At 45.6% G+C, this 20,367-nt stretch carries 21 protein-coding genes; 1 reads left to right on the top strand and 20 read right to left on the bottom strand.

Annotation, left to right across the window (positions count from 1 at the left end; translation table 11 throughout):
• Positions 1-10 precede the first annotated feature (10 nt).
• The 19 genes from NSQ20_RS06775 to NSQ20_RS06685 form a co-directional block, all read right to left on the bottom strand.
• A complete protein-coding gene (locus NSQ20_RS06775; RefSeq protein WP_340032148.1) occupies positions 11-2,170 on the bottom strand; it encodes a hypothetical protein in 2,160 nt (719 codons plus the stop codon).
• A 21-nt stretch (positions 2,171-2,191) separates the two neighbouring features.
• Positions 2,192-3,112: an LCP family protein gene (locus NSQ20_RS06770; protein WP_340032147.1), complete on the bottom strand. Its 921-nt coding sequence runs from the start codon at positions 3,110-3,112 to the stop codon at positions 2,192-2,194.
• A gap of 13 nt (positions 3,113-3,125) precedes the next feature.
• Positions 3,126-4,457, bottom strand: coding sequence for a UDP-glucose/GDP-mannose dehydrogenase family protein (locus tag NSQ20_RS06765; RefSeq protein WP_340032146.1), 1,332 nt, complete (start codon positions 4,455-4,457; stop codon positions 3,126-3,128).
• Between the two features lie 32 nt (positions 4,458-4,489).
• Positions 4,490-5,872: a sugar phosphate nucleotidyltransferase gene (locus NSQ20_RS06760; RefSeq protein WP_340032145.1), complete on the bottom strand. Its 1,383-nt coding sequence runs from the start codon at positions 5,870-5,872 to the stop codon at positions 4,490-4,492.
• Positions 5,869-6,897 carry a polysaccharide pyruvyl transferase family protein gene (locus tag NSQ20_RS06755; RefSeq protein ID WP_340032144.1) on the bottom strand — a complete coding sequence of 343 codons (1,029 nt, stop codon included), beginning with the start codon at positions 6,895-6,897 and terminating at the stop codon, positions 5,869-5,871. The genes NSQ20_RS06760 and NSQ20_RS06755 overlap by 4 nt, the downstream gene beginning before the upstream one ends.
• Entirely contained in the window at positions 6,884-8,260 is a 1,377-nt protein-coding gene (locus NSQ20_RS06750; protein WP_036668918.1) for an oligosaccharide flippase family protein, read from the bottom strand. The genes NSQ20_RS06755 and NSQ20_RS06750 overlap by 14 nt, the downstream gene beginning before the upstream one ends.
• 8 nt (positions 8,261-8,268) lie before the next feature.
• Entirely contained in the window at positions 8,269-9,174 is a 906-nt protein-coding gene (locus NSQ20_RS06745) for a glycosyltransferase (RefSeq protein WP_340032143.1), read from the bottom strand.
• 43 nt (positions 9,175-9,217) lie between these two features.
• Positions 9,218-10,240, bottom strand: coding sequence for a glycosyltransferase (locus NSQ20_RS06740; RefSeq protein WP_076209611.1), 1,023 nt, complete (start codon positions 10,238-10,240; stop codon positions 9,218-9,220).
• A gap of 11 nt (positions 10,241-10,251) precedes the next feature.
• Entirely contained in the window at positions 10,252-11,196 is a 945-nt protein-coding gene (locus NSQ20_RS06735; protein ID WP_340032142.1) for a glycosyltransferase family 2 protein, read from the bottom strand.
• Between the two features lie 21 nt (positions 11,197-11,217).
• Positions 11,218-12,285: a glycosyltransferase family 4 protein gene (locus NSQ20_RS06730; RefSeq protein WP_340032141.1), complete on the bottom strand. Its 1,068-nt coding sequence runs from the start codon at positions 12,283-12,285 to the stop codon at positions 11,218-11,220.
• Between the two features lie 38 nt (positions 12,286-12,323).
• Entirely contained in the window at positions 12,324-12,803 is a 480-nt protein-coding gene (gene pssE / locus NSQ20_RS06725) for a PssE/Cps14G family polysaccharide biosynthesis glycosyltransferase (protein ID WP_036611327.1), read from the bottom strand.
• Entirely contained in the window at positions 12,800-13,258 is a 459-nt protein-coding gene (gene pssD, locus NSQ20_RS06720) for a PssD/Cps14F family polysaccharide biosynthesis glycosyltransferase (RefSeq protein ID WP_036611329.1), read from the bottom strand. Before pssD ends, pssE begins: the two co-directional genes overlap by 4 nt.
• Positions 13,255-14,631 (bottom strand): O-antigen ligase family protein, encoded by a 1,377-nt coding sequence (locus NSQ20_RS06715; RefSeq protein ID WP_076319065.1) that lies wholly within the window; start codon positions 14,629-14,631, stop codon positions 13,255-13,257. The genes pssD and NSQ20_RS06715 overlap by 4 nt, the downstream gene beginning before the upstream one ends.
• Before the next feature lie 34 nt (positions 14,632-14,665).
• On the bottom strand, positions 14,666-15,325 hold the full coding sequence (locus NSQ20_RS06710; protein WP_243391516.1) for a sugar transferase: 660 nt from the start codon (positions 15,323-15,325) through the stop codon (positions 14,666-14,668).
• Positions 15,326-15,360: 35 nt separating this feature from the next.
• Positions 15,361-16,263 (bottom strand): UTP--glucose-1-phosphate uridylyltransferase GalU, encoded by a 903-nt coding sequence (gene galU / locus NSQ20_RS06705; protein ID WP_036611572.1) that lies wholly within the window; start codon positions 16,261-16,263, stop codon positions 15,361-15,363.
• Between the two features lie 187 nt (positions 16,264-16,450).
• The gene (locus NSQ20_RS06700; protein WP_076251431.1) at positions 16,451-17,128 is read right to left on the bottom strand and encodes a CpsD/CapB family tyrosine-protein kinase; all 678 of its coding nucleotides are present in this window, start codon (positions 17,126-17,128) and stop codon (positions 16,451-16,453) included.
• Positions 17,109-17,864 carry a Wzz/FepE/Etk N-terminal domain-containing protein gene (locus NSQ20_RS06695; RefSeq protein ID WP_235193748.1) on the bottom strand — a complete coding sequence of 252 codons (756 nt, stop codon included), beginning with the start codon at positions 17,862-17,864 and terminating at the stop codon, positions 17,109-17,111. The genes NSQ20_RS06700 and NSQ20_RS06695 overlap by 20 nt, the downstream gene beginning before the upstream one ends.
• Before the next feature lie 32 nt (positions 17,865-17,896).
• Positions 17,897-18,655, bottom strand: coding sequence for a CpsB/CapC family capsule biosynthesis tyrosine phosphatase (locus tag NSQ20_RS06690; protein ID WP_036611338.1), 759 nt, complete (start codon positions 18,653-18,655; stop codon positions 17,897-17,899).
• 155 nt (positions 18,656-18,810) lie between these two features.
• Positions 18,811-19,215, bottom strand: a complete 405-nt coding sequence (locus tag NSQ20_RS06685; RefSeq protein ID WP_143781080.1) for a hypothetical protein — start codon at positions 19,213-19,215, stop codon at positions 18,811-18,813.
• 378 nt (positions 19,216-19,593) lie between these two features.
• On the opposite strand from NSQ20_RS06685, the gene NSQ20_RS06680 reads away from it, so the two are divergent.
• Positions 19,594-19,962 carry a helix-turn-helix transcriptional regulator gene (locus NSQ20_RS06680; RefSeq protein WP_036668894.1) on the top strand — a complete coding sequence of 123 codons (369 nt, stop codon included), beginning with the start codon at positions 19,594-19,596 and terminating at the stop codon, positions 19,960-19,962.
• Positions 19,963-20,059: 97 nt separating this feature from the next.
• On the opposite strand, the gene NSQ20_RS06675 is transcribed toward NSQ20_RS06680, so the two are convergent.
• On the bottom strand, positions 20,060-20,215 hold the full coding sequence (locus tag NSQ20_RS06675; protein WP_017690128.1) for a hypothetical protein: 156 nt from the start codon (positions 20,213-20,215) through the stop codon (positions 20,060-20,062).
• Positions 20,216-20,367 lie beyond the last annotated feature (152 nt).

Genomic DNA, 20,367 nt, shown 5'->3' with positions numbered 1-20,367 from the left:
ATCTCTCTCGTTATTCTATTGATCCAACATACATGCCTCTGCCATTTGTACCTACATATACCTGACCATAGATTTGACGGTCTGCCGCCATAATTTGCGGTTCATTGCCCAGCCCGATTCCATTACCTAAAGGACCTATATTGTTCCAGGTTACCCCCATATCATCGGAACGGAAGAATCCATTCACGTTATTTACGGTGCCATATACATAGACAGCCGGAACCAATCTGCCGGGCTGAGCTTTACCAAAGGCAAATAATTTGGAATTCTGCACACCCTGGATCTTGGAAAATGTATTTCCAGAGTTCGTTGATGCATATAATCCATCGGTTCCCAGACTCACCCATACATTATTCGCCACGCCAGGTGCAGCCTCGACTTTAATGAAGCTTGTATTGATATCCGTATTAATCGGAAGGCGAACCGTATTCGCTTTGGACCAGTTGGCACCTGCATCCGTAGACCGATACAGATAACCAGCAGCATACATATAAAATTTATATCCATTGATGCGATCCGCAGCCAGTGGATGATTATAGGCAAAGACCATATTCCCCCCGATGGCCTGAAAAGGGGCACCATTCATATTTTGCCATGTTGCGCCACGATTCGTGCTTCTGACCGGATTACCGGTCTGGGGGTAATAAACAATTACATTTGGATTAATGGCTGAATAGGCGACTCTCCCCAGTTTGGAGCCAGCCGGAACATTCATTGGAGTTACCGTAACTCCGTTATTGGAAGAGACAAATAAACGTGTGGTGGTACCATACCAGTCACTGCTTCCCAGAAATATCATGTAATTCGGATTTGCCTCGTGATAGTCAATACTCACAATTTCTCGCATACCTGCGAGCGGGATTTTATTAAGAGGAACATCGGTTACATTTTCATGTCTAAATCCGACTTGATCCGTTAAACCACTAAAGAATGAAACACCCTGAGGTGGTGTGGATGCCGTGAGTGCGACGACTTCTTCATGACCATCAGTAATGGCTTCCCAAGTACTCGCTGTATTTCCAGTCAATCCATTGGTACCATTGATATTTTCCGTCTTGTACACGCCAAACCAGTCTGTAGCGTATACGGTGCCCGGATTATGCGGATCAAACTTGATACTGGATGTCGCTGAGAAAAACATGTTGGGTGTCCACCAGGACGGTTTGGATACCAGCGTTTTGCTCACTGTTGTCCAACTCTGTCCGCCATTAACGGAACGATACAGTGGCAGATTATCTCCGCCTGTTCGAACGGCTGCCAGGATGTGATTATCATTATTGGGATCAATCGTGATTCCATAATAAGATGAGTAACTGGAGCTGGGTGTTATATTTGTCCACTGCACACCATTGAACTTGTAGACGCCCTGATTATCCGTGGTCACATACAACGTCCCGTTCTTCGCCACAGTCATACGTGCAGGATATTCGGGACTTCTCCCGGTAAGTTGCCAAGTGGTCTGCCCATTGCTTCTTGGTGCTTTGCTATACACACCAATGCCGCGAACCCCCGCATACACAACTTGACCTTGCTTTGTCACGGGATTCAATCCATAAGCTACACTCCGAATTCCCTCACCGGACAGTCCGCTAGGTACATCCCATACCTTGCTCCATGTGGCTGCACCATCACTGGAAGTGTACAATCCATCATATCGTGTACCCACATGCAGGTAATTGGAGTTCGTGGGATTAACTGCGATGCTCTCTCCCATGGCTCGATGGATATTTCCATTCGATTCATTCCGAAGATTAAGTCCGGTTCGAGTCCAGGTCTCTCCCCGATCCGTGGATTTCAAAATATCACTCGGTCCCACGTTACCGTACTTCCCAGCAGCGATATACACGACATTGGGGTTTTGCTGATCCAGCGCAATTCCATCCACGCCGTACAGATTGCTGTCCTCATCTCCAAAATGATCCAGTAGTGGAACCCAATCTCCTGAAGCTGTATCCAACCGATATACTCCTCCAACGTCAGTTCGAGCGTAAACCAGATCAGGCTCAGTCGGATGAATAACCACCCCTGTAACGTACCCCCCACCACCAATAGGTATATTATTCCATTGATAGTTTTGAGCTGATTGAACATAATTTGTACTTGCCGGTATCATGAGCATATACATTAGTAGCACAATCAGGGACAATTTCATTAGCCTGGAGATACGCATCTGGTTCACCGCCCTATCCGATCATTTTGAATGTTCTTCAATCATCTGATGTATCCTGTCTCGTTCCGATTGTTCCACGATATAGTAATACACTCCGTCTATTTTCTTGCCCGTGCCTTTAATCTCAACGGATTCAATATGATCCAGTACCGAACGATAATTGGAGAACATCTGCTTCATCTCATCAAAGGTAACGTCGGTTCTGACGTGAGCACTGACTTCGTCCAGCAACGTCTCCAGTTGCAATACGTTGGATACCTGGACCGTATTCTTCAGCACTTGTTTGATGATCTCCCGCTGGCGGTCATTCCGCCCGAGATCTCCCTTCGGATCATCATAACGCATCCGCGAAAATCCCAAAGCAGCTTCACCATCCAGATGAATATTCCCTTGCTCGAACCGGTAACCCTCATAGTCAAATGCAAACGGGTTATTCACATCCACTCCACCCACCATGTCGATTACTTGTGCAAAGCCCTCCATATTCACTTTCATGTAGTAATGTATGGGAACGTTGAGCAATTGTTCCACGGTCTGCACAGACATGTTAACGCCCCCAAAAGCATAGGCATGGTTGATCTTATCCTCCGTGCTGTGACCAACAATATTCGTTCTGGTATCTCGGGGGATGTTAAACATAAGTGCGGATTGTTTCGCAGGATTAACACTTAATACAATCATGGTGTCGGAGCGCCCCCGATCATTGGAACGTTCATCCACACCCAGAATCAAAGCATTAAAAGGTTCTTCATTCTCCATGTCCACAGGGAAATCTCCCCCACCCCGCTGGTCTACAATAGATACCTGCTTGATGGGTTCCCGGGGTTCATACATTTGATCCGCCGCTGATTTAACATGCGAATACAGATACACAGAATATCCAATCATGACAACTGCAACAAGGGAAATGGCACCTAATGTTATTTTGATCCCGCGTCTCATGTTATGGCCTCCGTCAGATGACTGCCGTTTTTCTTCCATCGATATTGGTTAGACCTGGACGACCAACGGAGTAGTATTGGAAGGACGTATCTTTAATCTGATCTTCTCCGTAGATGTTTCTTCCATCAATCAGGATGGGTTGATTCATATGCGCTGCCAAATCAGTCAGATTAACCTCCATGAACTCTTTCCATTCCGTCAAAACACAGAGTGCATCAGCACCTTCCGCCGCTTTCATGGCACGCTCTTCCCACGTAATGGATGGGGAATCCACCTCTTTGCGGAAGTTCTCGGTAGCGATGGGGTCATATGCCCGAATCACCGCTCCCTGCTCAAGCAAACGTTGAATGATCTCAATCGCCGGAGCATCACGAACGTCATCGGTATCCGGTTTGAAAGCAAGCCCCCAGATCGCAATCTCCTTCCCTTCGAGTGAGCCTAGTGCATCTTCCAGTTTACGAATGACGTTGAAGCGTTGATCTTTGTTCACTTCCACCACGGACTTCAGCAGTTTGAAGTCATAATCCACATTACCTGCAATTTGAATCAGAGCTTGTGTATCCTTAGGGAAACAGGAACCTCCGTAACCAATGCCTGCCTTGAGGAAGGAGGCACCGATTCGTCTGTCATAGCCCATGCCTTCGGCAACACGGCTGACATCTGCTCCTACTTTTTCACAGATGTTAGAGATTTCGTTGATAAATGAGATCTTGGTTGCCAGGAAAGCGTTGGATGCATATTTAATCATTTCGGCTGAGCGAATATCCGTAACAATAATCTGATCGGTTAATGGCTGATGCAGCTCTTTCAACGTGGCGACTGCCCGCTCACTATGTGTCCCAATGACTATCCGGTCAGGATAGAGCGTATCCTGGACAGCGGTACCTTCTCGCAGGAACTCCGGTACCGATGCCATGTCGAATGAATGATTCGTCAGACTGCTGATCCATTCCTGAATACGATCGTTAGTTCCGACAGGAACAGTGCTTTTAGTCATTATTATTTTATAATTATCCATATAAGAACCTATTTCTCGCGCGACAAGCTCAATAAAGCTCAGATTTGCTTCGCCATTAGGCAGGGATGGCGTACCCACCGCGATAATGATGATATCCGAACGACTGATAGCATCCTGAATGTTGGTGGTGAATGACAGCCTTCCTGCTTTCATATTGGCATTCATGATATCCTTCAGACCCGGTTCATAGATCGGAACATGACCGTCCATTAACATATTCACTTTTTCCACATTGTTGTCGACACAGATCACGTTATTTCCCAGTTCCGAAAAACATACGCCTGATACCAAACCCACATACCCTGTGCCAATCACCGTAATATTCATTCCATAATCTCCCCCATGTTCTAATGTGTTGGTTACGCGTGCTTCACATATGTCTGAACAATGTCCTGCCATTCGGTAGACACTCTAACGATATCTTCCTCAATCAGCTGACTGCCGATCTGTACTTCAATGATCTCCAGTTCCGTAACGGCTCTGACGGAATGAAGCATACTCCGGTCAATGATCACCGTATCTCCTTGCCCAATCATTCGGCTCTGCCCATTCAGAATCAATTCCCCAGTTCCCGATACAACCGTCCATACCTCATTGCGAAGCAAATGGTATTGATAACTCAGGTTTTTCCCGGCACTGATGCAGATTCGTTTGGTGAGAACCTCGCCGCCAGCTTCGTTTCTTGTGTAATCCAGAACCCGGTAGCAACCCCACCTGCGCTCCTCATACATGGGGCGTTGATCCTCGTTCTTCAAGATTTCCTTGATCCGTGGGCTTGCTTCTTTGTCACTGACGAGAATGCCATCCGGACTCACGGCGACCACCACATCCGACAATCCCAATATGGCAACCGGAATGTTCAATTCATTGACCAGATGAGTATTCAGGGAATCTCCCGTAATCCACCCTTTTCCTACAACCGAGCTTCCCATCTCTTCCGTGAGTGTGTTCCACGTGCCTAGATCTTTCCAGAAACCGTTATACGGAATAGCGATAATCTGATTGGCTCTCTCGACAACCTGGTAATCAAAACTGATCTTGTTCAATCTTCCGTATTGCTTCAGCATTTCGTCATACTGGATCGGCAGTTCCATCTCAATGAGCAGATTAATCAAATAACCAAGCTTAAAAGCAAAAACCCCGCAATTCCATAATGCGGCCTGCTCAATCATGAGGACCGCATCGGATTCGCAGGGTTTTTCCTGGAACTTCGCTACATTCACGTATTCATTGTTATTTTCACTGGAAGATTGGGATTGCGGAATGATGTATCCGTACTTCTCTGACGGGTGCGTCGGCACAACTCCCATCAAGGCCAGATCAGCACCAGACTTATCAAGCATCTCCGGTAAGGTTGCCAGCACTTCGAAGAATTCTTTTTCAACAAAGGGATCTACAGGCAACACTGCAATCGTCTCATTCAGACTCACACTCTCTACGGAATACAGATAGGAGGCTGCCAGCGCAATCGCAGGAAACGTATCTCTGCGCTCAGGCTCCACAACCAGTCTCACATCGTCTCCCAGCTGAGAAGTCAGAATCTCCACCTGTGGCAAACTGGTCGCAATAAGTGCCTCTGATGCAAGTCCGGCATGATTCAGCTGTCGCCATACCCGCTGTACCATGGATTCCGGACTTCCCTCTGGCCCATGAAGAACTTTAAGAAATTGCTTGGATCTGGAATCGTTGGATAACGGCCAGAGACGCTTGCCAGAACCACCGGATAACAGAATACTTCTCATAGGGCTGCACCATCCGACAACACAACCGTACTTGCTCCCTTGCCGGTCTCGGTTGGTTTGTTATATGTGCTGGTCTGATTGGATTCCAATCTGCCTGCCGGATTGCTCTTTGTCCAAGCTGCATAATAATTCGAGTTCTTGCCGTATGAATTATCCAGCAGGATGTTCTGTTGATCCAGGAGACAGGCCAGAATATGTCCATGCAGACGGGATGTCGTGATGGTCTGGTATTGATTGAATTCCTTAATGGCCGTATGTACCATCCGATCAGAGTATTTGTACCACAACCAGCGGGCAAAAGAGCTGCCTTTCCCTGACTTTAACCGGGATGTAATCATGCGAATGATCTTCCGGTCTACCCGGTTGTACAATGTCTCCCAGTCTTTAAACGTGGCCTTGGGTCCACTGACGGATTCGTAATGCACCTGATTCTGAGTTTTCTCAATGTCTTTCCGGAAGAAATACAACATCTCTGCAGTAGGCTTGCTCTTGGACTTAAGAGGCCACAACTGATGCGCCATATCCGGAGATAGATACACATTGGTTTGTTGAAATTCTTTACTGGCTATATCATAAGATAAGGTATCCCGGACAAAAAAGTGCACATCCTTATGACGATTGAATACTTGGGCTGTCTTTTTCAATTCAATATCACTCTTATAAAACATCGTCTGTGGCAGAATGACAATCCGGTGATTCGGATGCTGGGCAATCATGCGCTCTCTCAATTTCTGATGGGCAGGGTACAAGTCACCAAAGTTACCTCCCCCGTGCAACACAATCGTGATACCTTCCGGTACCTTGAGGGACAAAGGGCAATCCAGAATGCTGTATCTGGCACGTACATGAATATCATTGTCCCGGAAGAAAGCCTCAGTACCTTTCATAATCAACAAGTCGCCACCATTGCTATGCACCGGGTAATCCAAATAATAGATTTCGGTACGCGGTGGAATGACCTTCAAAATCTGACGTAAATGTCCCTTCAACTCTTCCATTGGATGAATATTGTTAGTGCCCAGCATCTCCATCTCCTCCTTGGGTGACTCTTCTTCTTTTTTTATTTAACCGTTCATAGAGAAACGTCAGATCTTCCTTGTCATAGAACATGGCGGCAAACTTCACCTTAAATACAATCTTCATCGCAGCCACAGTAACCACCATTCGTACAATGGACCCGATCAATAAGGCAATTGCAATTCCGTTGAGCCCCCACAGCGGGGTGAATACAAAGAACAAAGCCACCGTCACCGAGAGTGCAATGAGCTGTCTGATCATCACAAGTCCAGGCCGACCAAGTGCATTAAATGCGGATGCCAGAATCCAGGAGCCACCACCAATAATGCATTCCACAGCCAAAATATAAAACGCTACGCTCGCTTCCAAAAATTCGGAGCCAAACAGAAGACCCATCAGGTAGTTCCCCACAAACATAGTGGGTATTACAATGATCATCATGACCATGAGCGAGATGCGGAAAGCTCTGCCAACTGTTCGAATAATCTGCTCTTGGGGCAATCCAGTCACTTTTGGGAAAACAACATTGCTAATCGCCGTCTGAACCGCATTGTAGATTCGGGATAACGCAAATACGACGGAATACAGTCCAAAATCACGCGGGGTGAGCAAAGCCAAAATAATGATTTTATCAAACTGGGTATACAATGTTCCTAACAATTCAACACCATACACCCTGCTGCCATAACCAAAAAGTTTCTTGGCCGAACTCTGGTCCACCCGATCCTTGAACCATCTCAGTCTTAATTCATTACGGTTGGCATAGATAGCCCACGCCACCACTGAGAAGCTGGTTACAAAATAGATCGCAGCCGCGAGCTGAATGCTCAGCATGCCCAGGCCCCATAACACAAAAAGCCCGCCTACATTAAACAGGGGGATCATTAACCGGATACCATTATATACAGCGAATTTCTCCCGACTCTGCGAGAGGGCTGATATGAGATTGATGACAATAAGTACAGGAACGGTAGCAATCGTATACCATCTGGATATCTGCACTACTTCCGGCGGAAAGCTGGAGAGCCAGAAAGGCAATCCAAACCAGGCCACAATGCCAATGATAATGCACACCGGAACTTGAAAAAGAAAGCTTAACCGAACATACTGTGCACTCTTCTCGGTTGCGCTCTGTTTGATGTTATAAATGATAGAAGTCGGTAGTCCGAATCCGACCAATCCGGTTAAGAGCGCAGGCCAAAATAGAATGGCCGAAAACGCACCCTTTCCCTCTACCCCGAACATGCGTGACGTCAAAATGGAAGACAACATCGTCAGTGTCATGACGAGCAGATTGGTCCCACTTGTCTGAAATATGGCACTCATTAAGCCGTTTCCTCTGAATACTTTGCGAAGTGCAACTTGCGCCATAGCGATCCTCATCCCTTACTGTTTTGACGAAGCGACCCAACAATCATGCCGTTTCGGTAACATACTTTGGCAAGCTGACGTGTGAACCGATCTGAATTATAAATGTAGATCAGTGAGGTTGTGATCCCCTGTGCAAGCTTGATGCCATGTTTGGCCGTACGCACAACACCACGATCCTGATCCCGAATGGCATCACTCACACCTTGCCAATAGATTCGGCGCAGAAACCAGTTCTTTGTCGTTCGCTCTTTGGCTACTTTATGTTGTACAGCGCCGTACGGCGTGTAATATACCTTGAACTTTGTCCGTATTCTTGCAATCAACTCACTCTCTTCACTGGAGAGGAGGTTGTTACCCACTCTTCCAAGGTCTTCACGGAAGGGAGCCAGTTGATCAAAGACGGATAAACGAAAAGCCACATTTGCCCCAAATGGAATATAAGGACTTTTCATTTCAGTGACTTCATCTGCAAAATCCAGAATGGTGAACAGCGACCTGTTCTCCGGTGGAATCCACATTGGCTCAGGCACTTCCCAGATCGGGTCAATCTTGCCACCGACACAACCGATATTTTCATTCATCTCAAACACACTAACGATCTGGCGAATCCAATCCCTGCAAGCAAAGGCATCATCGTCAAGGAATAGGATATACTCGCCGCGTGCCTCGTGAATGGCCCGGTTACGTGCCACAGACAAGCCTTGCTTTTCTTCCAACACATAACGGATCGAATGGTTTTCTTGCTGCAAGATGGTTTGGAGCACGATTTCCCGTGTGTTGTCTTTTGAATTGTTATCAATGAGTATGATCTCATAGTTGCTGCTTGCGTAATTCTGTTGTATTGCACTTCGTATGGCCTCTACCGCATCATGAGCACGGTTATACGTACAGATCGCGACGGTTACCTTCATCATTTCATCCCCATATTTTTCAATTAGGTCCACCCGTTCATCTGCACTAACTGGAGTACAAGGTAAGTGTCCTTTGGGCAATCACTGGCCAATCCAGCCGCTCCAACGCTTTGACAAAACCACTGCCTTCCTGAAACTCCGATTGTTTTAACCGGATCATATTCATTGCCTTGAGCAATCCATCCGGATCGGAAGGTTCGTAGAGGACCGCACAATCTTCGGGCAGGTATTCCTCCAACAAGCCAATCCGTGGTGCCACCACCGGTTTACAGAAGGTCAATGCCAGAATCGCACTGCCTGAAGTGGCAATTTGCTTGTATGGAAGAATGATCGAATCAACTGCATCAAAATAATCCGAATATTCATCATCTTCGATGAAATGAAAATGAGTATGAATATGTCCACTCTTGAGAAATTCATCTCCAAGGTCATAATCTTTTACCTTTTTACCGGCAATCAACAGATGGGCTTGTTCGGAATCCAGATCCTTGAATGCCTCCAGCAAATCATCCACGCCCTTGTACGGCGACACCTGACCGAAGAACGCATACACATAACTATCCTCCGGGATGCCAAACCGGGAGCGGATATTCACGCCTTTCCCCTGATACACTCCCTTGTAATGTCCATGCGGAATAACCTCGATTCGGCTGGAATCAATCCCAAACGTCGAACAGATCTCAGAGATCAAGGGTTTGCCCATGACAATCAGCTTGGAGCAATTTTGGACCAGTATTTTTCTCATCCAATAATCAAACCGCGTCTTGCCGCTGTTGTGTGGCCAGATGTTGTGCACCGTCCAGAACAATTTGGCCCCGCGCAAGCGTGCAAAACAAATCATCAATACATACAGAATGGACTTGATCACTGTTGTCAGCACGGAAGAACCTCTGTAATAGAAGCTGGGCCAATGAAAATGCAGCACATCATTTTTTTTCAGTTTGATTAGATCTCTTTTGGTAAACTGTTTCACTTCCCATCCTTTGTTCTCAATGGAATCGGATAACAGCTCATTGAATTTATTGTTCTCAATCATCTTGGGCAGCATATACACCGTCGGATTTTCCATCCAGACACCTCTTACTTTAGTTTCATTCGCACAGGTTCCTCTGTATACGTTCCAACTGCGCGCCTTGCATGAAATCTCATTAGAAATCCTTGCATCATAATTTTGGTATTACGCTTGAGCAGCACCCAATCTTTCCACCAAGGGTACAGCGACAGTGCTTTTTTCAAATAAACGTTATTGCGAACTCTATTTCTCGACCATTCGAGCATTCGATAATGGTGTAACTGACGGCGCTTCTGTTCCTTGGACATGTCATTGTAGTATTTCAAAATAATCTTGCGTTGGCCCTTGTACTTGGCCGTTGTAGAGGTTGAAATTCGTGGACCACTATGGATGTTGATATCCACCAGCGGTTCTTTCACATTCACGGCGATGTAGCCTCGTTTCAATATACGCAGATAAAAATCATAATCCTGAGCGGATGTCAGATTTTCATCAAATCGAACTTCACGGGCCAGTGAGGTAAGTACCATGATTTTGGACGTTTCCCCAATCCAGTTGAATGTAAGCAGATCCTCATACCGAATAACATCGCGAGGTTCCACCGACAATTTCCGTTTGACCACCTGATGCTGCTCATTCGTGTATGCGAGATACTTGCTGCAAAAGGTGAATGATTCCTGTGAACGCTCCAACACTTCCGCCTGGGTTTTTATTTTGTCAGGCATCCATTCATCATCATCATCCAGGAAGGCAATGTACTTGCCATTGGCTTGGGATATCCCTACATTCCGTGCATGGTTGGCTCCTTTGGGATATGGAACTCGGATGTACCGAATCCGTGAATCTTCCCGGGTCCAAGCCTGACAGATCTCTGGCGTCTGATCTTCTGAACCATCATCCACAATGAAAATCTCCAGATACGGATGTGTTTGCTCACGTACACTTCTCAACGCATTTTTCAATAACTCGGCCCGGTTATGGGTCGTAATGATGCAAGATACCAAGGGGTTCATTTCATCACCTTTTCCTGTTCACTAGGATACCTTCACTTGAAGTGCATCATATATTCCTGATAATCTGCCCACGAGAAGATTCATATCGAACTTATCCGATATAATCTCTCTGTTATGTGAACCCATTCTTGCTCTAACCTCTTCATCCGTGATGAGATATTCCAGCGCTGATGTCAGCCCGTGCACATCTCCCGGCTCGATTAACAGCCCATTATGACCGGATGTAATCACTTCGGGGATGCCTCCGACGGTGGTCGATATAATGGGCAAGCCACAATTCATTGCTTCAAGTATGGCCATAGGTAATCCCTCATGATAAGAAGGCAGGACCAGTAGATCCGCTTCCCGCATCAGCTTTTCCTTTTGCTCTCCGTTAATCCAGCCGAGTACATTGACACGATCCTCTATTCCATACTGCTGCACGATTGCTTTGACTTCTTCGACTTCACCATCCCCTGCCAGATTAAAGGTGGCTGTAACGCCCAGCGCCTTTAATTGCTGAATGGACTGAAGCAGATCGTAGACTCCTTTTCGCTCACCCAGTCTGCCCATGAAGAGAGCATTAACGGCTGTTTGTTGTTCTCTTACAAACGGTTCTTTGACAAAGACCCCGTTATAAAGAACCTCAATCGCTGTCTCCGGCACAATCGTAGCAAAGTATTCTTTCCATGTCTGGGACAAGACAATCAACTTGTCTGCCTGATTCAGAATGTAGTGACAATACTTGCGCTGCAGAGCAAATTGATTGTAGAAATCATCAAAGCTGGCCGCATGAATATGCAGAATAACTGACTTTCGAAACAACTTTCGTGCGGTTAGCAGAAATAGAGACTTCCGATAAAAGCTCCCGTTGTTTGCCATGTGAATATGCACGATATCCGGCTTGAACGTGTACAACTTCATCCAGAATTGCATGAATCCCCGTATAAAAATAAGCAGCCGTGAGAACACGCTGCCCGTGATATACGTTTCGACTCGCTGCATAGCATACATTTCCGAGATGGAAGAATCCTCAATGTTTTTGATGACACTCACAATTCCGCCCATATCCTTCAAGGATGATCCAACAACCAATACTTTTGGTTTCATGATAGACTCCTTTTTTTCATGGTTAATCTTCATACCTCTTACAGACTGTTCACGTAATTTTTAATGGATGAGATCAGATCAGACTGTTTTCTCACATAAGGCTGGAACGTCAGCTCCTCTATGCAAGGAACCAGTTTTTGTAATTCAGCCTGACTCTCCGCGACGGCCACATAGCCGTTATCCTGAAAAACCTTGGAGATTTCAAGCTGATGGTCATCCACATGTTCGCCCCATTCTTTCCGGCGTGGAATGACAATAACGGGCTTGCCGCGTTCAAGACAATTTGTAATGGAGCCAACACCCGCATGAGAAATAATGCATCTGCTGCGCTCCACATATTCATTCATCTCTTCCTGGGTAAGGAAGGGAATCACAGTGAAATTCCGCGGCTGATACTCGGTATATCCGGATTGGGCAACAACCTCTTCTTCAATAATTCCTGCCTCAATCGCCTCATCAATAAGCTCAAACATCCGATTGAAGGGAAAACGCTGGGTTCCAACGATAGCAAATATCAAAATAAAGCCCCCCTGTACTTTGCATTGGGATAGCTATCCTGCAACGTTTCCCATTGGATGAAGAACTCATCCGAGATTTTGTACATCAATCTCCCGGTTGCGCTGGAGGAATAGATTTTGGCATAACTTTCGATGTAGATCAGCTTGGCGCCAAAGATTTTACCGATAAGGCAAAAAGGATATGTGGCTCCCGCCCCTGTTGTAATGATCACCTTTGGACGCTCACGCAGATATAGAAAGAACGATTTGATAATATTAGCCACAAAGATTAGCAAGAACATTGCATTTTTACGCTCTTGCTGCATTAAGAAGTATACTTTGCCCTGTGCCGAATCGACTTTTCTGCTTTTGTTCTTCTCGGTAATCAGGAAATAATCATGTTCTTCAACCGCAGGAATAATTTTGGTTAATTCATCAAAATGTCCGCCTGTAGAACTGATCAAACAGACCTTCATGTTCTAATCTCCTTTGAAAAGGATACGTCCTTGGCTCGCTGTATCTGTATATCCACTTCTGCTTCAGCCCCTGACTTGGAATGGACTCCATTTCCCGTAGCATATAACGCATTCAGGAAGATACAGAATGGAGCAATCAGATGAACCGTGGACAGGGTATTGTCAAAAAAGGAATAGGTCAGGAAACCGATAATCATTCCGGCAAAATACAACCGGATCATGCCGCCCAATCGGAAGTAAACAGCCCGAAACACCAGCAGCAGCGATAGAAACAACAGAATGGCTCCAACTAACCCGCCATCGTAATAAAAACGAATGTATTCATTATGAGGAACAACGAAGCCAGAAAAAATACTTCCATCATTCGCTACGAGAGTTGAGCCGAGTCCACGTCCAAATATCGGATACTCATTTGCTTTGCCAATAAAATAATTCCAGGCTACATCCCTTCCCGACAGGCCTTTGCTCTCTGATCTCATCTCATAATTGTCCCACTGCGCAATCACCATATAGGCCACAGCGACAACAAACAGAATGAGAGGAATAATGGCACTGACTCTTCCTTTGATGAAGGCTTTCAGTTGATCAAAGAGGTAGACCAGAATAATCGGTATAAGCGCAATAAGTGGCCCCCTTGTTCCCGTCTGGACCAGAATGACCAGATGTGTCAAGGTAAGCATGTAATACAGAACTACCTGATGGCCTTGCTTGATCTGAATCAGACAGACGCAGATGGAGATAAAACACAGCATGGCCAGATGCGCGGCGATGTTGGCACCCTGTAACCGGGTTACTCCCGACATCTCCAGGTTAGTAATGGACAATATGCCGGCGAGTTGCAGAATATAACCACCAGCAAGACTGAACAGCGGCAACCATGCGAGTACACGTATAATTCGTTGACTGATCTCTCTTGAAAAATGGGGCATCAGCAACAAAAAAGGAACAATGACTCCCAGAAAGGCCTTGAATGGATCGAGCGGACTAACCTTACTGGGCAGATCAGATAGAAAATAACTCTCCACAAATAAAAAACCAATCGCCAGTGCAGGATATATCAACTCTTTGCGAATACCAAAGCGTAGAAAAAGAGAGACGACAAAACCCAGAATCGCCAGCTTGTAGAAGGACAGCGAATCCAGTCCTGCCAGATGAATGCTAAATATTTTATCAATGGATAATGAAAAACTTACGATGAGAATCATAAAAATCCAGCTGGGCTGTTTAATATAAACGCCCAGCAGAATCACAGCTATGAGTGCAACAACCGAGACTAGCGGAAGATAGATTGCTGCGAAGACAATTACCAGCGAAAAAAGAATGATATTAAACGACTTCATATTTAATGCAGCAAGTATACCGGTCTTTTGCATATCTGCTATGCCACCTCAAAGCCAGAATCGTGTTTCAAAACGCATCCTTCGAACCTACCAGCACCTTGAACGTTCTGAAGATAATTTTGATATCCACCATCATGCTGCGCTCACGGGCATACGTCAGATCCAGCTCCACCATTTCCTCAAAACCAACACTATTTCGACCGCTGACTTGCCATAATCCCGTACATCCCGGGATCATCTGAAGACGTTGTCTGTCATAGGAAGTGTAGTTCTGCACTTCTCTGGGCAGAGCCGGTCTGGGTCCAACGAGACTCATCTCTCCTCTGAACACGTTCCACAACTGTGGCAGCTCATCCAGACTGGTTTTCCGAATGAACTTGCCAATCCGGGTAATGCGGGGATCATTTTTCATTTTGAACATATTCCCGTTCACTTCATTCTGATCAATCAGCTGTTCCAGCAGATCTTCTGCATTCGCAACCATCGACCTGAATTTGTACATATGAAACTCTTTTCCATTCTGTCCGACCCGTACCTGACGAAAAAAAACAGACCCCTGCGGGGCCTCGATTTTGATCAGTAATCCGATGACCGCAAACAAGGGGCACAAAATGATCAAACCTATGAAAGAACCCAGCAAATCGAGCATTCTTTTCATAAATAGATACACTTTATCCGCATTTTGTCCTGACATCGTTGATGCATTGTACCCCAGACTTGGGTCCATAACAATCTCCGCTTCCTTCGTTTGGGGAGATGGACTCATTCAAACTCCCCCCCGGCTACATGTTCTACCGACTCTTTTTCCAGAATCTGTTGCAGAGCTTGCAGCATTGGAATTCTAAGTTCCTGTTTTTGCAGAGCGAAGTCGATAGTTGTCAAAATGAATCCCAGTTTCTCGCCCACGTCATAACGTACTCCCTCGAAATCGTAAGCATACACTCCTTGTGTCTCATTTAAGCGCTGAATCGCATCTGTTAATTGAATCTCTCCCCCTTGACCAATCTCTTGTTGCTCCAGATGTTCGAAAATCTCTGGACTCAGTACGTATCTCCCCATAATCGCCAGGTTGGATGGCGCTGTGCCTTGGGCAGGTTTCTCTACGAATCTGAGAACCTCTGTCAAACGGCCATCCGATTGAAGCGGGTCCACAATGCCGTATCTGTCTGTTTGTTCAGCCAGTACGGTTTGTACGCCAACAATGGAATGTTGAACCTGATCATATTGATCGATCAATTGTTTGGTGCACGGAACTTCCGATACGACGATGTCATCTCCGAGCAACACGGCAAAAGGTTCGTCACCGATAAAGTTACGTGCACACCAGACAGCATGACCAAGTCCTTTGGCCTCTTTTTGTCTTATGTAGTGGATATCCACGTTAGAGGATTTGCGGACCTCTTCAAGCAAGCCCAGTTTCCCTTTTTCCAGCAAGTTGTGCTCCAGTTCAAAAGCGTTGTCGAAATGATCTTCAATTGCCCGCTTCCCTTTACCCGTTACGATGATGATGTCTTCGATTCCAGAGGCAATGGCTTCCTCAACGATATACTGTATAGTTGGTTTGTCCACAATAGGGAGCATTTCTTTGGGCATCGCTTTTGTGGCTGGCAAAAATCGTGTACCTAGTCCAGCTGCAGGAATGATTGCTTTTCTCACTTTTTTCATAAATACCACCCTATCCTCTTTTTTTTTAGTTTGATAAAAGTTGAACCAGGGCATCTAACCCGTCCTCACGTCATACCTTCGACGATTAACGTCTAAGGTTCATTGAACCCACAGCATGACCGAGTGCCTACAGTGATAAAGGTGCAGTAGACATTACCTGTTTACTTGGGAGCATTGGATGGAAGGTTTACTTCTCTCCGTAGCCCACCGGAACTGCAGCGTTTTTGATATTGTTCAGGATTGCGCCCAGGATTCGTGCATTCACATGCTCCAGAGCAGCCTTGGTCTTCTTCACCAGTTCCTTCTTGACCTTGCCCGAGTTCACGACCAGCAGCACACCATCACACAGCGAACTCACAATGAGTGCATCCGTTACTGCAAGCACCGGCGGTGTATCAAACATGATGACATCATAATGATCCTCTAACTTCTCAATCAGCCTTTTCATCCGGTTGGAACCGATCATCTCGGAAGGGTTCGGCGGAATTGGGCCAGAAGTGAACAATTGGAGATTGTCGATATAACTCTCTCTAAGCACGTCTTCCACACTGTACTGATTAGACAGCACACTACTCAGACCGATATGATTCGGTACAGAAAACACCTGGTGCAAAGAAGGATTACGCAGATCCGCATCGATCAGCAGAACTTTTTTGCCTTCCTGGGCATAGGTTACCGCCAGGTTGCTAATCGTTGTGGTCTTGCCTTCGCCGGATTCAGCGGAAGCCACCATGATTTTTTTGATATGACTGTCGATTGAGGAGAACTGGATGTTCGTCCGTAATTTACGGTATCCCTCCGAGATCTGAGATTTGGAGTTAAAATAGGTCACCAGACTGTTATTTTCATTGGTTAGCCGCGACATATTTGCCATCCCCCACTTTCTGTTGAGATACGTAATTTTTCGTATTTTTCAGATCGTCTTTTTTCATTTTGGATATCACTGTAAGCACAGGTAGGCCCAGCTCTTTTTCAAGCTCAGTTTCGGATTTGAATGTGTCATCCAGATAATCCATCAGGAATACAAGTGCAATGGCGAGCACAAGACCTGCGAACAGACTGACAATGATGCTTAATGTGGTTTTCATATTGATTGGAGATGCGTTACTATCCACTTTTGCTTCACTGAGGATAGCCACATTATCGATTTTCATGATTAGGGGGATTTGAGATTGGAACACGTTGGAGATGGCATTGACCGTTTTTGCGGCTTTTTCGTAGGTAGTCCCTTGTACAGTTATGCTCATCACTTGGGATTCGCTGGCTGTAGAGACGGAAGTGCTATTCATGAGCTGAGCAGAGGTTAAGCCTAGGTCCGGATACGTGGTAGCGACTTTATCCATAATGGCGGAAGATTTAATAATTTCTCTGTATGAGTTAATGAGTTTGATATTGGTTTGAATCATGCTGAAGTCCATCATCGCCTGGCCTTGAACGTTAGAGGTCTGGTTCACGATCAGTTTGGAACTTGCCTCATAGATGGGCTGGGTGAAGAAAATGCTTTTAACCCCTGCACCCACACCGGCTATCAAAGCAATTGCAACAATCAACCACAGTTTCTTTTGTAAGAGTCGAAAATATCCTTTCAGTTCCACTTTCATTCCTCCTATACGTTGTGATCTATCCTATGTAACTACCAGATGGACAGTAGCCATTTGCGAGGTTTCCAGCGTTCTGTGACCAGACACGAATTTGATAGAATGTGCGACGCATTCTCTGCCAGCCGCTTAACGGCTTCAGCTCCAAATCGACGCTCGATGGCCCGCTCTCCTTCACTTATGGCAAATGTCCTTTTGCACGTATCATGTGCATCTGATGAAATGAAATGAAACCCGTTTTCTTTGCAAAAATGAAAACACCACTGCCGAACTTTCCGTCCGAAAAGCCCAGTGAAAGATTGAGCTGTGAGCTGACATAGTCCGCCTTGACTCAAGTAATCAGCCAACAACTTTGGCTTCTTCAAAATGACACGATTACGTTCCGGATGAGCAATAATAGGGGTAATTCCCGCTATTCGTAATTCATGCAGTATCCTGGGGAACTGTGAGGGAATATGACCAAAGGGCAGTTCCAGCAACATGTAACGACTTCCGGCGAGTGTGCAGCACTTTCCTGCATATAAGTCTCCAATCAGGTTGTCATGCACCCTGATCTCCTGTCCGGGACGGATCTCCAGGCGAATGTTACGTTTGCGAAGTTCTGCATGGAGCAGGTTCACGGCCTGATTGACCACCATCGGTTCATTGTTGTATTGCCCGTTCAGGTGATGCGGAGTAGCAATAATGGAGGTAATTCCTGAGGCTGCCGCCTTCTCAGCCATCGCAACGGACTGCTCCATTCGAACAGGACCATCATCTAGGCCGGATAATATGTGGCAGTGCATTTCAACCATATCCAAACTTCCTGAAATAGTATGAGCCCCCTCGCCCCTTTATTCATTGCGCAAATGCTTTTGGTGTTAAAGAACTAATGCATAACGCTATGAAATATAGTAAAATGGCGTTAAGTACATGTTTTGTTCAGAAAATGTTAAGAATCGACTTGGAATTATATGGTGAAATCAATGTAATGATAGGGTTCTTGCAGAGCCTTTTGTTCTGTTGCCTTTTCATACTGAAAACGGGAAACCGCGGGAAACTGAACTTCAGTAAGCATTGTGTTTAACTGTCCAGTTATATATAGTTTCTGTTCGTGCTGAATATGCAAGTTTGAATGATACATTGTGAGCTCTCCGAAGGGCTGTTTCCATTGCAACCTTGCGTGAAGTCGTACACATACATGTTGATCTTCAACATCCAAACCAATGATCATTTCTGATGATACCGGCAAGTTCAGGTCGCTCAGGAAGGTGATTGCTTGAGTGTCCATTCCAAGTAACAGAACAGGGCGTCTTTTGCGGTCTACCATTTTCCCGTGAAACTCCTGAATGTACATATGGACATTTAATTTCATATCAGCCCATTCCTGAATTATTGAATACATGGTTTCATTCCTTTAGAATGGATTAGCCTACATGGACTGCCTCTACTTCCTTCTCACAGGTATATGGTCCAGGCAACCAGGAGATACTTAAAATATCCCAAATGATACATTTTGTAACTCCATACGTCCAATTTACGATACAATACGTATCATGTCAAGCGGTATTTGGACATGGTTCTTTTGATTTACGACAATTTGAGATGTCCTTAGACAGACCTATTTACAAATGGAAATGGGTTAAAGGAAACACATGAGGAGTTACTCTTTTGCAGGAAAGCTGCCCTGATCAAACACTTGGCTCAGGATTGTTTCAATATATATTTGATGTCGTTCAGGGGGAAATAGCTTATGAGCTACGGAAATCGCATTGCGGAATTACGGGAACAGCGGGGACTTACTCAAGAAGAACTTGCGAGCTCCATTCATATTACAAGAGCTGCTCTCTCCCACTACGAGAAGAATCGACGTAAACCGGATTTCGAAGTGTTAACGAGACTTGCTGACATCTTTGATGTGTCTATTGATTATCTTATAGGACGTACAAAGCAAAGTGATGTCGTGATGGATGAAGACGTACGTGATTTCGTGGATACCTTGGAGTTATCGGACAAAGAAGTGTTAGAACGCTTCGATCTGATGATTGATGGGAAGTCTTTAACCGAAGAAGAGGCACGTCGTTTTATTGCATTTGTCCGAATGGAACGCAGCATGGACTAAACCCGAAAAGAGGACCCAGTTCCCGAGAGATAACCTCTCTGGCTTCTGGGCTTTTTTTGTGTCTTAATTCTTTTTCATTCCATGCTTGTCTATTGTGTCAAGGACGCTTGTTGTTGACGGAGGATACGAAATGGTTCCAACGCTCCGGGTCGATTCCGCATTGCAGTAACACCTTCATGATGTCCATCTGGGTTGCTTCGACTTGTTTACCTGTCGGCCTACGATCGTCCCTGTTTGGATGCTTCATATTCATTCCGCTAACCTCTCTTATCTTTATACTTTCCCTGCCCTCCAAAACTAGCCTTATTATACTTGAGAAAGTTCCTCGATGTTGTCGTCTCATGGCGATAACGTTTTTTGATGGGGTTCTAATTTTGTCGAAAGCAAAATAGGAGCAATATGGTG

Origin of the sequence: Paenibacillus sp. FSL K6-1122 (assembly GCF_037977015.1) — a bacterium.
Classification (GTDB): domain Bacteria; phylum Bacillota; class Bacilli; order Paenibacillales; family Paenibacillaceae; genus Paenibacillus; species Paenibacillus amylolyticus.
This window is presented reverse-complemented; position numbering and strand designations above follow the sequence as displayed.